Here is a 15,221-nt window from a genome sequence, read left to right on the forward strand (position 1 = left end):
TCTTAACTTTTCTTTATTTTTCCAAAGTGGCTAACTTGTTCTTGCAATTTGCGATAGTGTTATTTTGAAAAAATCAAAATGTATTTTGTTGATCTGCCAGCGCCAACCTTTTTTATTCTTTTGCTATCTAGCAATTCTTTTAAAGCTCTTTCGATTGTAATTAAACTATATTCCGGAATAAGACTGGATAATTCACGTTTGCTGAGTGGGTATAATTTGTCCTGTAAGTTATTTATTATTGAATTAGTAACAGATATTTTTTTCTCGGAAGGTTGCAGTCGGTCTTGTAAATCACGATATGCTTGTAAGACGATACTCAGAAAGTAATCCAGAAAGGGTTGATATGAATTTTTATTAGTGGCCCAGTTCCGTGAACTATTTTGTAATGATACATAGTATGCAGGTTTTGTCTTTTCGATTAACGATTCTATACTTATGAATTTGCCAACTTCAAAGCCAGATTTGTACATGGTCAAAAGCATCAATAAACGTGACATACGACCGTTGCCATTTCTAAAAGGATGAATAGAAACAAAGTCGAAAACAAAAGCCCCAATTAACAATAATGAAGGAATTGCATCTTCATTAATGGCATCATTATAAGCTGTACAAAGATTCTCTATTAATTCTGGAGTAATGAACGCCTTAGGTGGGGTAAAACGAATCTCTGATCGTCCATCTTCATATCTAGCAATTATTTCATTATCAATATCCTTGTAGTGACCACCCCAAGTACTGGCCGTAAATCCAAATAAGTGTTTATGAAGTGTTAGGATCGTATTTGAGGTTATTGGAATATATTGGTTTTGCTGATGTATCAAATTTAAAACATCTCGATATCCAGAAATTTCTTCTTCACTTCTATTGTGGGGCATTGTTTTTTCAGCGACTATTTTTCTAAGACGAGTATCGCTAGTAAAAATTCCTTCAATTCTATTAGATGCGTCAGTACTTTGTATTTTGGCAACTTCTATAAGTCTCTTTAAAGTAGAGTCTGTTTTTAAGTTTTTAGTAGATTGTTTTCCCATCATTAAAGAAATTTCCATTAATTTTTTTGTCATTTCTGGGGTTATTTCTAAATTGTTTAGAGTTTTATAATCAAAAGTTTTCAACATCATCACTCCTATTCGACATCATTTTACTTTAAATGATGTCGAATATCTATTAATGATGTCAAAAAAATACACCCAGTCAGATTTAAATTTCTAACTGAGTATATTTAATATTTATAGTTTGAACACACCGTTATCAAAGGGTAATTCAACGACAACGTTATCTGTTAAGGTGAATTCCTTAGTATTTTCGAATTCCTTTTTAAAATCAGTTGCTTCATCGTTACTAAAAATAGCTTTGATTTTCTCAATAATGTCATCTTTATCCATTGAGGTGTAGAATTTGTAAAAATCCAACACTTTTTGGGTTGAGTTCATGGCGACAAAGGCGCTGCGACTATTTTTGTTAGTGTATAGATAACACACATTGTCCAAATAACCAGTTTCTACCTTCTTATATAATTCCAAGTTATCCAAGCCGATATTTGATAATTTGACGAACTTAGTTTGTTTGTCCATTTTCGTACCTACGTTTCTTCTATTTATACTTAGTTTGAGTTGGAAGATGACTTTTGTCAATTTAATTTGAATGAGTACGTTTTCATTTAAAAATGCAAGCGATTTTTTGAATTTGTAATCAAATTGTAACTTATGAAGAAATTTTTAACATGGTATATTTATATTCGCTGATAAAAAAATAGGAGTGTGGGAAATATATGCCACGTAATTTAAAAGAAGAAGTTGTATTCACAGCCATTATGGCCGGATTGATGGTGTTAGTAATGACAGGTTACAACGTCGCAATGGCACAGGGATTAAGTAGTGGACTAGTTATGGAAATTTTAAAGGGTTATCCACTAGGTTTGATCGTTGCTATTATCTTAGATTTATTGATTGTTGGACCAATTGCTAAAGGATTGGCTTTCAAATACATTATTAATGATTATATGAAGAGAAATACCGTTTTGATCGGTATCACAATCTCAGTTTTGATGGTTTTAGGAATGGTAACATTGATGTCATTCTTCGGTATTACCGTTGAAGGAAAGTTAGCTCAAGGACACATCTTAGCTACTTATGGTCACACTTGGATCTTTAACTTGATTGTTGCTTTACCATTGCAATTGATCATCGTCGGACCTATTGCTCGTGGAGTTTTGGGTAAAATGCAAAGTGCTGCTGCTAGGAAAGCTGAAGCAGAAGAAATCGTTGAAGAAGAAGTTTAGTATACAAAATTAGGACGCTGAAAAGGCGTTCTTTTTTATTTTCTGGAATGAATTAAATGGTAGTAAATATAATTGAAGGCAGTGACGAGTAAAGTGCTGACTAAAAGATAACCAAAAGAGTCTTGATGGATAGAAATACTCAAATTAAAATTATTAGGATTGTGTTCGATCGACGTATTTTTAATTATGAAGGCAACAACTAACGCCCATAGTGCCATGGTTAATAGAGAAGTGAATTTACGCATATGTTCGCTCCTTTGCATGAAAATATTTATAATTCCAGTATATAGGGGTAATGTGAATAAAACTACCATTTAAAAAATTACCATTATCAATTGGATAGTGATTACTTTTAGTAATGGATAACCATCTTGGCAAAAATTACAGGAATAACAATTTAGAAATGGAAAAAAGTGAGTAGACTGATCAATCTACTCACTTTTTCTATTTAACGATATTAGTTTTAATTCTATCCATAGGTATTTCACGTGGAACAAATTTTTCGGAGGTTTGACCAACGGTTAAAGCAAAGACTGCTTTAAAACCATCAGGGACAACATCACTAGGAATTGAACCGACGCTAGCCATATTGTAATTAGCACCTAATCCTTGGTCTTCAGCGGCTAATTCCATGTTGTGAACAATAGCACCGGCAGAAATATCTTCCATAGTATCGGGATTCTTGGCTGAAACGACGATAACAGTTGGAGCATCGTAAATTCCGCTCATTTTGTTAAGAACTTCAGATTTTTGAATAACTGTCAAACGGTAATTATCATATTCACCCATACCAACAGGTCCAGCGTTACCAGCTAGTAAAATTTTGTGGAGTTGCTCGTCAGTAATTTGACCGCTATATTGGCGAACAGCTTTACGAGAACTAATCATTTTTTCAGTTTCCATAATATCAACACTCCTCTTTTAACTCTATGATTATGATAGTATAAATTAATCAAAATATTAATCATTTAAATTGAGGTCACACATGGAAATTACTAAAGTAACGTTAAAAGATTTGCCAGAAATCGTTAAAATAGAGAACTTAGGTTTTACACCCAAAGAAGCTGGTACAAAAGAACAATATCAAGATCGAATTGAAAAATTACAGGATACTTTTTTGGTAGCCCACATTGATGAACAAGTAGCAGGTTTTGTCGTAGGACCGGCTGTCAAAGAAAAGTTTGTGGAAGACTGGATGTACGAGAATACGCCAAAAAACTTACCAACCGGTGGCAATCAAATTATCTTTACCATCGCCGTTGATCCTAATTTTAGAGGGCACAGAATCGGCAGTAAGCTATTAAAAGCTATGGAAGATAATGCTAAAAAAGCTCAACGAGAAAGTATTTCTTTAACTAGTTTGGAGAAGAATCTATCATTTTACTTGAAGAATGGCTTTAAAAATCTCGGAGTAGCTGATTCAGAACATGCTGGTGAGACTTGGTATAACTTGGTTAAAGAATTGAGTAACTAGAGTAAGGTTTTGTGTCCAAATGAATTATGATACTCTGAAAGAAATTCCAAATGGGGGTAATAATGGAAAAAATAAGTTTTTGGACATGTTTTAAACGTTCAGCAGCAGTTGTTGTAGCATGGTTATTGTTGAGAACATTGCGTAAGTTATTTTTTGAATTTAATGAATTTGTGGAATTAAAGAATCAGTTTGTCGCTATAGATCAAAAGGGATTAGCAGTAATAGTGGCCTTATTAATTATAATTGTATTATGGCTAGGAATATCTCTTATTGGTGCAATAGGATATTTTGTCTATGAACGTTTTTTAAAAAAGTTGTTTAGCTAATTGAGATTCTTTCTTAAGTCAATACTGAGCATCCACAAAGCTACCACTACCGACTAAATAACATCACATATTGTTTATTTCAAGTAATTCAGAACAAAAAGTAGCATCTATTCAGATATAGTCGATTAACGACTGCCATTATCTGAATAGATGCTTATTTGTTTAACTGTATAAAGATATAAAACAACTTTCTTTGCTATGGAGGACGGCATATTACTACTAACCTAACTTAGAAAAGAACCTTTTTAGTCCCAACGAGCTTTTTTATTTTGATTCAAATCATTTCAAATTTGTTGAAACTACTCTAAACTAAAGATTATAATTAATTAGAAGTGTATTAAAAAAAGATTAAAGGGGAACTTATGACTGAAATAACACGTTTTTATGATAAATTTCAACCTAGCCGCTACGATGTCTTTATCGATATCAACCGTGGCACAAAACAAATTTCTGGTAAGACTGTTATTGATGGTGAAGCTAAGGTGCCATCAATTTCTATCCACCAAAAGTATTTGAATATTGAATCTGTTCAAGCTGATGGTAAAGATGTCCCATTCACAACTGATGATGACAACGATGCAATCAATATCGATTTACCACAAGCTGGTGAAACAACTTTAACTATCACATACAATGCTAAACTTACTGACTCAATGATGGGTATCTATCCTTCATATTACGAAGTAAATGGCGAAAAGAAACAAATTATCGGTACACAATTTGAAACTACTTTTGCTCGTCAAGCCTTTCCATGTGTCGATGAACCTGAAGCCAAAGCTAAATTTGACATGGCTATCAAGTTCGATGAAAAACCTGGTGAAACAATTTTAGCTAACATGCCTGAAATTAGAACCGAAAATGGCATTCACTACTTCGATACAACTGTTAAGATGTCAACTTACTTAATCGCCTTTGCCTTTGGTGATCTTCAAAGTAAAGTTACTACAACTAAGAGTGGCGTTGAAGTCGGTGTTTTCGCAACTAAGGCTCACAAAGCTAACGAACTAGATTTTGCTTTGAGCATTGCTAAACGTGCCATCGAATTTTACGAAGACTTTTATCAAACACCTTATCCACTACCACATTCATGGCAATTGGCACTTCCTGATTTCTCTGCCGGTGCAATGGAGAACTGGGGACTAGTAACTTATCGTGAAGCTTACTTGATGGTTGATCCTGACAATACTTCACTTGATACTAAGCAATTAGTCGCTACTGTTATTACTCACGAATTAGCTCACCAATGGTTCGGTGACTTGGTAACTATGAAGTGGTGGGATGACTTATGGTTAAACGAAAGTTTTGCCAATATGATGGAATACGTTGCTGTTGATGCTATCGAGCCTGATTGGAATGTCTGGGAATTGTTCCAAACATCCGATGTTCCAGCTGCTTTACAACGTGATGCGACTGACGGTGTTCAATCAGTTCACGTTCAAGTCAACAATCCAGCTGAAATCGACGCTTTGTTTGACTCAGCCATCGTTTATGCCAAGGGTGCTCGTATGCTAGTTATGGTGCGTTCATTGTTAGGTGACGATAACTTACGTGCTGGTTTGAAGAAGTACTTTGAAGCTCACAAGTACGGCAATGCTCAAGGTGATGACCTTTGGAACGCTTTAGGTGATGCTTCTGGTATCGATGTTGGTAAGATCATGCACTCATGGCTCCAACAACCAGGTTATCCAGTAGTTTCAGCTAGTGTCGTTGACGGTAAGATCCAATTGTCACAACAACAATTCTTTATTGGTGCTGGTAAAGATGAAGGCCGTCTATGGCAAATTCCTTTGAACAGTAACTACGGTGCTGCTCCTAAGATTATGGCTGATAAAACCATCACAATCGGCGATTATGAGACATTGCATAAAGATGCCGGAGTTCCATTCCTTCTAAATGTTGGCAACAATTCTCACTTCATTGTTAAGTATGATGAAACTCTATTGAATGATATTTTGGAAAACATTGATTCAATCGATGCTATTTCCCAACTCGGTATCATCCAAGACTTACAATTATTAGCCGATGCTCATCAAATTTCTTACGCTTCAATCGTGCCATTGTTGACAAAAGTTTCTGACAGCAAGTCAAATGTTGTTAACGCTGCTTTGTATCGTACAGCTAACAACTTGAAGAAATTCGTTACACCAGGTTCAGAAGCTGAAGAAAACTTGAAGGCATTCTTCAACAAATTGAGTGCTAACCAAGTTGCTCGTTTAGGGTGGGAACCAAAGAAAAACGAATCAAATGATGATCAATTGACTCGTCCTTATATTCTCAACGCTGCTTTGTATGCTAAGAACAAAGATGCCGTAGCTCAAGCTCACGAAATCTTTACTAATAACAAAGACAACTTAGGTTCATTATCAGCTGATATTCGTTTATTAGTTTTGAGAAATGAAGTTAAGAATTATGGCAGTGCAGAATTGTTCGACAATTTGTTGAATGATTACGTTAAATCAAGTGATCCTAGTTACAAAGCCGACTTGGCAGTAGCTATCACAAGTACACCAGATGCTAACTTGATTCAAAAACTTGTTAAACAATTTGAAAACGCTGATGTTATTAAACCTCAAGACTTGCGTGCATGGTATCGTGGTACTTTGGCTAACGAGAATGCTCAACAAGATGCTTGGGATTGGATCAGAAATGAATGGAATTGGCTTGAAAAAACTGTTGGTGGAGATATGGAATTCTCAACTTACATCACCGTTACTTCAATGATTTTCCATACACCAGAACGTTTGGCTGAATTTAAAGCTTTCTTTGAACCAAAAGTTAATACACCAGGTTTGACACGTGAAATCAAGATGGATATTAAGATTGTTGAAACTAAGGTTCAATTAGTTGAAAGCGAAAAAGATGCTGTTAATAAGGCAGTTGCTGAAAATAAATAATCTTTTTTTTAGAGATTAAGCAGTCGTCGTCCGTTCGGCACTGGAAAACGCTGGAGAATGCACCCACAACTTGGAGCCTTTGCTAAGCCCAAAACCGGGCAAAGTCTTCAAGCTCGACCTTACACTAAACGATAAATCGCTAAGTGTAATTTCACAACTGAGCATTTTCCAGGACCTCACTCTCGACTAGATAGTAGTTTCTATCTTTATATAAGTAAATTTAAGAAATTAATAGAAGATATTATTGGAATTGCAGTATATTGCTGCGATTTTAGTAATATCTTCTTTTTTTATTATGCTATAAAGAAATAGAGTAGTTATTCAGAAAGTATATGTCTAATTCTATCCAAATAGAAATTGAATTTTTGCGGACGACGGCATATTTATCTTTTACAAAATATTAAAGCACATTTAAAATACAAATTAAGCCAACCTAATAATTTTCTTGAAACACTATAAGGTATATGTTACTCTTTGATTAGAGCGGGCAATCCGCCTAAGAATGGAGGCTCTTTATGTTAACTGTTAAGAACCTCACTGTCGCTTACGATGACACACCAGTATTTTCTGATGTTGCCGTTAACTTTAACGCAGGTAAGATCACTGGAATCATTGGACCGAACGGTGCAGGAAAATCTACACTCATTAAGGCAATTTTGAATCTGATCAAAATAAAAAATGGTCATATCGACTATGATGGTCAGACAATGAAATCAGTTCAAAAGCAAGTTGCTTACGTTGAACAAAGAAAGGATCTAGATTTAATTTTTCCAATCGATGTCTTTGATGTTGTATTGACTGGGACTTATGGAAAATTAGGCTTGTTTAAAAATCCTGGCAAAGCTGAGAAGAAACTATCTCAAGATGCTTTAGCACGAGTTTCACTAACAGAGTTTGCTAAACGTCAAATTGGAAATCTATCTGGTGGGCAGTTGCAACGAGTTTTCGTGGCTCGAGCAATCGTCCAACAAGCAGAGATTATCATTTTAGACGAACCTTTTGTCGGAATTGACTTGCAAAGTGAAACAGCTATTATGAGAATTTTGAAACAGTGGCGTGATGCTGGTAAGACGATTATCGTCATCCACCACGATTTGAATAAAGTTCACGATTATTTCGATGATTTGGTAATTTTGAATCATGGCATCGTGGATTTTGGACCTACTAATGAAGTTTATAATCCAAAAAATATCGAACGAGCTTTTAGTGCAGATCTTTCTTCAGTCTTGTTTGCGGAAAAGGAAGGTGTGCAGTGATGGCATCAATAGTAGAATTTTTTAACGCTTTAACCAAATACGACTTTCTGCAAAGTGCTTTACTAACAGCAGTGATGGTCGGAATTATGTCAGGGATAATCGGTAGTTTCATTATTTTACGTGGGATGTCCTTGATGGGAGATGCCATTTCGCATGCGGTTTTACCTGGAGTTGCCGTGGCCTACATGTTAGGAATCAATATCCTGATCGGTGCATCAATTTTTGGGGTTCTGGCAGCTTTGTTGATTGGTTTTGTTGCCTCTCGAAGTAAAATCAAAACCGATACGTCAATTGGGGTCGTTTTTAGTGCTTTCTATGCATTAGGGTTTATTTTGATTTCGATGGCTGAAAGTTCCACTAACTTGCATCATATTTTATTTGGAAATATTTTGGCAGTTAGTGATAGCGACATTATGACGACAGCAGTTGTTTTGGGATTGGTTATCTTATTCGTGGTTACTTTCTATAAGGAACTATTAGTGACGTCATTTGATGAAACTTATGCCAAAACTTATGGTTTGAAAGTTCAAATTATTCACTACGCTTTGATGTTAGTGTTAACTTTGGTTACCGTTTCTGCCTTGCAAACGGTCGGAATTATTTTAGTCGTGGCAATGTTGATCACACCAGCCGCAACAGCCTTTTTATGGACTGACAAATTAAATGTTATGTTAATTTTGTCAGCTGTCGTTGGGATAATTTCAGCGATAACTGGTTTGTACTTTAGTTACACATTCAACTGGGCATCTGGTCCGGCAATCGTTATCGTGGCAGCTAGTTTGTTTGCCTTGTCATTTATCTTTTCACCAAAACAAAACTTCTTTAAGTTGAAAAGGAGTGTGGCCCGATGAAAAGAATTTGGATAACCTTAGTCGCTGTGATTGCGATGATCAGTGGAGTTTATTACTTTTTGCATAGTCGAGATAATCATTCTGCCGACTTAACTGCTGGAGATAAGTTGCAAGTCGTAACGACTAATTCGATTTTAGAAGATATGGTCAAAAACGTTGGTGGCGACCGAATTGAATTGTACAGTATCGTTAAACGAGGTACTGATCCGCACGAATATGAACCGCAACCGAGTGATGTTTCAGCCGCAACTGAAGCTAATGTGATTTTCCACAATGGTTTGAATTTGGAAACTGGTGGAAATGGTTGGTTCAAGAAATTAGTTGAAACTTCTCACAAGAAATTTGGTGAAGATGTTTTCTCAGCTAGTAGTGAAGTGACACCAGAACATTTGACGACCAACGTTAAAGAAGAAGATCCACACGCTTGGTTAGATTTAGCTAACGGAGTCAAATACGTTCAAGCCATTACCAAAGTTTTAAAAGATAAAGATAAGAAGAATGCTAGTTACTATCAAGATAATGCTGATAAATATATTGCTAAGTTAGAGAAATTACATCATCAAGCACAGTCAAAATATTTAGAAATTCCTGAGAAACAGCGTCTGTTAGTAACTTCAGAAGGTGCGTTCAAGTATTTCTCTAAGGCATATCACCTGACACCAGCCTATATTTGGGAAATCAATACCGAATCACAAGGAACGCCTGAACAAATGCAGCGAGTTTTAAGTAAAATTAGAAATTCTGATGTTAAAAATCTCTTCGTTGAATCTTCTGTTTCACCTAAATCGATGGAAAAAGTATCAAAAGAAACTGGGTTAAAAATTTATTCTAAATTGTTCACTGACTCTTTAGCTAAAAAGGGTAGTGATGGAGATACCTATTATTCGATGATGAAGTGGAATATTGATCATATTTACGACGGATTAAAATAAATATAAATAAAACTAACGATTATTTGTATATGGTCGTTAGTTTTATTTGTATATATATTTATTTATAAGGATGTATAATAAGTATGTTATTCGTAATGAGGGGATTTTATGCGTAAACAGAATTATGGTTATTTAATAATCATATTATTTAGTATCCTGACGTTTTTTATTAGTCCTTTGCAAGTTTTGGCGGATTCTGGTACAGCTCTGGAAGAGGCTAAAGCTGGAGCAAGGTCAGCACCAGATAATTTGGGACTTGATGGAGCAATGTTTACTAAAGCGGATTTTAGTCAATATGGTAGTAGATTTAATTCTGCTAATTTGGTTGATGCTAATCTTCGTACGGGTGGTGATTCTAGAGCCATTCTTATGACTAGCCAACCATCTCAAGTCGGGGCTATTTGGTCAAATCTTGAGGGTGGAAATTACGTTGATATCACTAAGAAGCAAACCATGTCTATGTGGATGTATTTTGGACCTAAAAAGCATACTGATGGTAAAGATTTTGGTGATGGGATGGCATTTGTCTTGCAAAAATCCAGTGATGGAGCAAATGCTATTGCTCATGATGGATCTAGTATTGGTACAGGTGAATCCTTAGGTGTTTGGGGTATTGATGATAATAGAGATATGAGTACGACTGCTGGTATTGCGGCTACAGCAATTCAAAATAGTTGGGCATTGGAATTTGATACGCATACTAATAATGATGCGTCTCCTAGTAATGCTACCTATTTTGATAAAGGTGTTTCTGGACAACATATTGCTTATGGGTATCCAGGAGATAGTGAAACATATACAAGATCAGGTTCTTCTCCTGTATATCTGCCTATTATAGGAACTTACGTAAGTGGTGGATATTATTACAGAATGAATCACGAAGGAACCAAACAAGTCGATCTACACGATGGTACTTGGCATCATTTAACTGTCACTTGGGACCCGGTTAAATTTCAAGCCACTTGTGTTTTCAATGATAAAAATCCTGATGGTTCAATTGGGACTAATCCGGTAGAAATTGACGTACCTTCAGTCAAAGCAGCGGAATTCGGTGGTTATGATAATTTGAGTGACCACAAGTTAAGGTGGGGCTTTACAGCTACCACTGGTTCAGCTTATGAAGCCAATTTGATTGCTTTTGAATCAATCCCTTCTTCAGTTGAAGGGGATGCCACACCTAGTATTACTGATACTACTCAACAAAAAGAAGTTGCATCTAATGGGACAGTCAACTCTAACGACCAATTAGCTATCAAGTATAATTTAAAATACGATAGTGGTCGTGATAAGTGGAGTAATATCAATGCACAAGTAGTTTTGCCAGAAAATGTTACTTATCAAACAGGTAATTATGAAGATGTTATTGGTAGTGTGGATTACGGTGATGGTCAAGGTTCTGAACCGATTTATGCTAGTGAATTAACTGGTACTAATACGCTAGATCATATTTTGAAAAGAAATTTGGATAGTAGCGATCGTGGGGGTCCAACTACAGCAACAATTACGATTAATGGTGTTGCTAATAATGTAACCACTAATACTGATGTGGCTTCAGTTCGTTCAACAATTAATAGTGATACTCTTATTAAAGATGTCGATATGTTGCCATTTACGATTCTAAAAAGTAAGCCTATTAATCTGGTGCTGGATAAAAATAATATTTCAGTAAACCCTAACAAATCAGCTCCAATTACTGGAACTGTTTCTTATGTAGATGGAACAGCAATAACGAATTCTGAAATGACTGTCCATGCCAATTTAAATGGAACCGATTTGGATAATTTCAAGATGAGTAATGATGATGCTTCAGGAAAATTAAATTTTGAAATACCAGCGGACAAATTGACCGAAGATACTAATATTTTGAAAGTTTACGTAACTGATCCTAATGGCAATAAAACTGCTACTTCGACAGTTAAGATATCCAAAAGAGGAGCTTTAGCATTAAAAGTTGACAATTATTCCTTTGGTTCTATCAACCAAGTAGCTTCTTCTATATTGATTCCTAGAAAAGGTGATTGGAAGATCATGGTTGATGATAGCCGAGAGAAAGGTTCCAATCCTTGGAATTTATCGGCGAAGACTGGTGGTTTGTATGATTCTGGTGCTAAGTTTAATGGTAATGTGATTTATAAAAATGCTAACGGAATAGAAAAAGTCTTAAATAACAATTCTAAAACATTGATAGCTAATGGTAGTAAGACTCAAGAAGGTGAGCAAGTTACTAACGTCAGCCAAATGTGGAATGATTCGGAAGGATTGCTTCTACGTTCTAATGGAAGTAATATTAGTGGAAATTACTCCGGAGAAATGAACTGGGTTTTATCCGATACAATTTAAATATTAAAAAGCAAAAAGACTCGAAATCATAGCTGAGGGCTAAATGTTTTCGAGTCTTTTTGTAGATTCCATATAATACTATCTTATTTTCTTAAAAGCAAAAGATACGTTTTGTAAATGATTAGTTATTATCCCCAAATAGTTGTAACAAGCTCAAGAAGACGTTGATGAAGTCAAGCACCAAAGTAACTGAAGCAAGTAAAGCAATTGCACCAAGACTACTTGAAGTTGAGTTACTTTGATAAATACGTTTGATGTTTTGAGAATCAAAAGCAATATAGAACAAGAAGAGAATAACGATTGCTGCACTGACTAACATCATCAATGGAGTACTCTTGAAAATCAACATATTGATAAGTTCAATTGCGATAATTGAGATAATTCCAATCATCAAAGTACGATTCCACTTCATCAGATCTTTTTTAGTAAAGAAACCAATAGCAGCTGAAACAACGAAGACAACTGAAGTAAGAGATAACATTTGAATGATACTTCTAGCTGAATAAATGTAGAAAATTGGAACTCCGATAAAGGACAATGTGAACAAGAAAGCTAAATAACTAAGAAAAGTTAAGAAGTATGATCTCGTTGCGAAATGTCCACATAAACTAATGAAAGCAATTGGTACACCAATCATCAAAATCATTGAGATAATACGATGTTGTGCCATTCCTTGGAATATTGCCATTGAAAATGCTTGGTTATTGGCAATGGCTTGCGCGCTGATCATCCAAAAGGCAATTCCCAAACCAGTATACAAATATACTAAGGATGTGAATTTAGCCAAACCAGCGGATTTTACTTTGTCTATTGTTTGCATATAATCCACCTCTATTTTAACTATTATAACAATTGTACAATAGGATAACATTTCTCGTAAAATTAGGAAACTGCTTGAATTTATAACTTTTTGATTATTAAGGCTCAAAACGACATAATGTGTCGTACCTATTTTATACAATGTAGATGTTATCACAGGAGGACACTATGCAGATTGGAAGTAATCAGGATTCTCCTCTGGGTCCGGTATTGTTTGTACCTTTAATGGTAGAAAAACAATCTGAATTACAGAGAATCATTATGAAAAGTACGACTTATTTCTTTTTAGAACCGCAAGAGTTTCGGATTTTAAAGGAAGCTACTTTAGGTTCGTTAAAAGATATTAAAGTTGATGAATATGTCGTCGGAGTTTGGAAAAACAGCGATGGTCGATTTATCGTGACTAGTATTTATCGCAATAATTTATACCAACATAGTTTATTAGATTTTGGTCGTATTGGGGACATAGTGACAGGGTTACCAGATGATTTTCAACAAGCAGAACGATTTTTTATTGAATAGGAGGGAATTATGGGATTAAAAGTAAATGTTAACCCATGGGCTAAAACGGATGAAAAAATTTTAGATGAGGATAAAGAAGTTTTGGATTTTAATAAAACAGACGTCAATCCAAGTCAGGTCGTTGGCAATCAGCTAATTTATTTTTGTGTCTGTTGAAGCCAGAAGTAAATAATTATTCTCAAGAAGTTATTTCGACGGATACTAATATTTTGGGACAAGAATTGCGTAATTTAAAAGCGGGCAAGAGTGAACATTATTATTTAGATTCATATTACTTTTACTTATTACACCAAGATTCAAAAGTTAAATATTATGATTTCTTGAAAAATGGAGCGGATAAAACTTATTTTGATAATTTGAAGATTTGTGATTTACATTTGTTAGCTTATCAAGATGCTACTTTAAAAACTGATAAGAGTTATGCAGATTTAAAATCGGCTAAATACGCTGCATCACTAGTTATCGACCGTATTTTGGACTTCTCGATCAGCGCTAAGCCAGTTTTCATTTTCAAAAATTATGATCAATGGGCTCAAGTTATCATGCAGGCCTTACGTGAAAGAACCAATTTGGAGGATGAAGAATTAGCCGCCAAGTTTAACTTATTAACTGATTACTTCTATGAATTTTCTTCCAATGATTCAGCTATTACGAAAGAAAATATCCATAAGGTTATGAAATTAGGGGAATACGAAGAAATCAGTAATTATTTAAAGGAAGTTAGGGGATAATGGTGAAAAAATATTGGGGAATTTTAGGTGCCATTTTGGTAGCAGTCACTTTGACTGGATGTGGCAATCATGATCAATCAAAAACAAGTGATACTAAGAAGGTTACGACACAGAAAGTAGCAAAGACTGGTCACAAAAAGAAAGCTAAAAAAACTACCAAGAAAACAACTGCTAGTGCCACTAGTACAGCTTTTTCGAATCGTCAATTTATTGCTTCAGCGGGAGAGTTTTATAAAAATCGCTAATTAAGAAAACACGATAATTTATTGCAGTGATGAATCAATGATTTATGCGATTTGAGGTGTTTTTACAAACGTGTGTTCCCTTTGTGTGATATAATTACGATACCAAATCATGGGAGAGGGTTCATATGGTCTTAAAGGGTATCAAACTACGTATTTATCCAGATAGCTACCAGAAGGGACTGATTGAATACAACTTTGGTGCTAATCGTTTTGTTTGGAACAATATGTTAGACATGATGATCAAACGTCATGAAAATAATCCTGATTTGAAATCTTTGAAAGCATTCGACTTGAACTATATTTTAACAATTTTCAAAAAAGAACACACTTGGCTAAAGAAAGCTGAAAGCACGAGTCTTCAAGTTTCTAATAAAGATTTATTTGAAGCATACAAAGGATTTTTTAGTAAAAAACGCAAATTCCCACGATTCAAAAGCAAGAAGTTTCCAAAGCAAAGTTATCAATGTAAATTTGTTAATAATAATATTGAGATACTAGATGATTCTTATATCAAATTACCTAAACTTGGAGTAATGAAATATAAGAACAAGAA

The 15,221-nt window shown here is 34.9% G+C and carries 18 protein-coding genes; 13 read left to right on the forward strand and 5 right to left on the reverse strand.

The window, feature by feature from the left end; translation table 11 throughout:
• Positions 1-59: 59 nt before the first annotated feature.
• Together FC88_RS05985 and FC88_RS05990 are read right to left on the reverse strand one after the other, a co-directional pair.
• Positions 60-1,115, reverse strand: a complete 1,056-nt coding sequence (locus tag FC88_RS05985) for a Fic family protein (RefSeq protein ID WP_338025247.1) — start codon at positions 1,113-1,115, stop codon at positions 60-62.
• 111 nt (positions 1,116-1,226) lie between these two features.
• Positions 1,227-1,571, reverse strand: a complete 345-nt coding sequence (locus FC88_RS05990) for a hypothetical protein (protein ID WP_057813769.1) — start codon at positions 1,569-1,571, stop codon at positions 1,227-1,229.
• A gap of 197 nt (positions 1,572-1,768) precedes the next feature.
• Here FC88_RS05990 and FC88_RS05995 point away from each other — a divergent pair, with 197 nt between their 5' ends.
• Positions 1,769-2,278: a DUF2798 domain-containing protein gene (locus FC88_RS05995; RefSeq protein ID WP_057813771.1), complete on the forward strand. Its 510-nt coding sequence runs from the start codon at positions 1,769-1,771 to the stop codon at positions 2,276-2,278.
• 35 nt (positions 2,279-2,313) lie between these two features.
• Here the strand turns inward: FC88_RS05995 and FC88_RS12845 are convergent, their stop codons facing one another.
• Entirely contained in the window at positions 2,314-2,523 is a 210-nt protein-coding gene (locus tag FC88_RS12845; RefSeq protein ID WP_157060440.1) for a hypothetical protein, read from the reverse strand.
• A gap of 199 nt (positions 2,524-2,722) precedes the next feature.
• Positions 2,723-3,181 carry a nitroreductase family protein gene (locus FC88_RS06000; RefSeq protein ID WP_057813774.1) on the reverse strand — a complete coding sequence of 153 codons (459 nt, stop codon included), beginning with the start codon at positions 3,179-3,181 and terminating at the stop codon, positions 2,723-2,725.
• A gap of 82 nt (positions 3,182-3,263) precedes the next feature.
• Here FC88_RS06000 and FC88_RS06005 point away from each other — a divergent pair, with 82 nt between their 5' ends.
• The 7 genes from FC88_RS06005 to FC88_RS06035 all read left to right on the forward strand — a co-directional run bounded on the left by FC88_RS06005 (position 3,264) and on the right by FC88_RS06035 (position 12,351).
• A complete protein-coding gene (locus FC88_RS06005) occupies positions 3,264-3,752 on the forward strand; it encodes a GNAT family N-acetyltransferase (RefSeq protein ID WP_057813776.1) in 489 nt (162 codons plus the stop codon).
• 62 nt (positions 3,753-3,814) lie between these two features.
• The gene (locus FC88_RS06010; RefSeq protein ID WP_057813778.1) at positions 3,815-4,078 is read left to right on the forward strand and encodes a hypothetical protein; all 264 of its coding nucleotides are present in this window, start codon (positions 3,815-3,817) and stop codon (positions 4,076-4,078) included.
• A 362-nt stretch (positions 4,079-4,440) separates the two neighbouring features.
• On the forward strand, positions 4,441-6,972 hold the full coding sequence (locus tag FC88_RS06015) for a M1 family metallopeptidase (RefSeq protein WP_057813780.1): 2,532 nt from the start codon (positions 4,441-4,443) through the stop codon (positions 6,970-6,972).
• Between the two features lie 515 nt (positions 6,973-7,487).
• Positions 7,488-8,228, forward strand: a complete 741-nt coding sequence (locus FC88_RS06020; protein WP_057813783.1) for a metal ABC transporter ATP-binding protein — start codon at positions 7,488-7,490, stop codon at positions 8,226-8,228.
• Positions 8,228-9,079, forward strand: coding sequence for a metal ABC transporter permease (locus tag FC88_RS06025; protein WP_057813785.1), 852 nt, complete (start codon positions 8,228-8,230; stop codon positions 9,077-9,079). Before FC88_RS06020 ends, FC88_RS06025 begins: the two co-directional genes overlap by 1 nt.
• On the forward strand, positions 9,076-10,011 hold the full coding sequence (locus tag FC88_RS06030; RefSeq protein ID WP_057813787.1) for a metal ABC transporter substrate-binding protein: 936 nt from the start codon (positions 9,076-9,078) through the stop codon (positions 10,009-10,011). Before FC88_RS06025 ends, FC88_RS06030 begins: the two co-directional genes overlap by 4 nt.
• 108 nt (positions 10,012-10,119) lie before the next feature.
• Positions 10,120-12,351, forward strand: coding sequence for a lectin-like domain-containing protein (locus tag FC88_RS06035; protein ID WP_057813789.1), 2,232 nt, complete (start codon positions 10,120-10,122; stop codon positions 12,349-12,351).
• 121 nt (positions 12,352-12,472) lie between these two features.
• Here FC88_RS06035 and FC88_RS06040 read toward each other — a convergent pair whose 3' ends face one another.
• Entirely contained in the window at positions 12,473-13,171 is a 699-nt protein-coding gene (locus FC88_RS06040; RefSeq protein WP_057813791.1) for a Bax inhibitor-1/YccA family protein, read from the reverse strand.
• A 167-nt stretch (positions 13,172-13,338) separates the two neighbouring features.
• Between FC88_RS06040 and FC88_RS06045 the strand changes: the two genes are divergently transcribed.
• The 5 genes from FC88_RS06045 to FC88_RS13105 form a co-directional block, all read left to right on the forward strand.
• Positions 13,339-13,692, forward strand: a complete 354-nt coding sequence (locus tag FC88_RS06045; RefSeq protein ID WP_057813792.1) for a hypothetical protein — start codon at positions 13,339-13,341, stop codon at positions 13,690-13,692.
• 9 nt (positions 13,693-13,701) lie between these two features.
• On the forward strand, positions 13,702-13,848 hold the full coding sequence (locus tag FC88_RS12850) for a hypothetical protein (protein ID WP_157060441.1): 147 nt from the start codon (positions 13,702-13,704) through the stop codon (positions 13,846-13,848).
• On the forward strand, positions 13,845-14,423 hold the full coding sequence (locus tag FC88_RS06050) for a hypothetical protein (protein WP_057813794.1): 579 nt from the start codon (positions 13,845-13,847) through the stop codon (positions 14,421-14,423). Before FC88_RS12850 ends, FC88_RS06050 begins: the two co-directional genes overlap by 4 nt.
• A complete protein-coding gene (locus FC88_RS06055; RefSeq protein WP_057813796.1) occupies positions 14,423-14,668 on the forward strand; it encodes a hypothetical protein in 246 nt (81 codons plus the stop codon). Before FC88_RS06050 ends, FC88_RS06055 begins: the two co-directional genes overlap by 1 nt.
• A gap of 125 nt (positions 14,669-14,793) precedes the next feature.
• On the forward strand, positions 14,794-15,221 hold a 428-nt coding region (locus FC88_RS13105), incomplete at its 3' end, for a helix-turn-helix domain-containing protein (RefSeq protein ID WP_235526912.1).

The organism is Companilactobacillus futsaii JCM 17355 (genome assembly GCF_001435505.1).
GTDB lineage: Bacteria > Bacillota > Bacilli > Lactobacillales > Lactobacillaceae > Companilactobacillus > Companilactobacillus futsaii.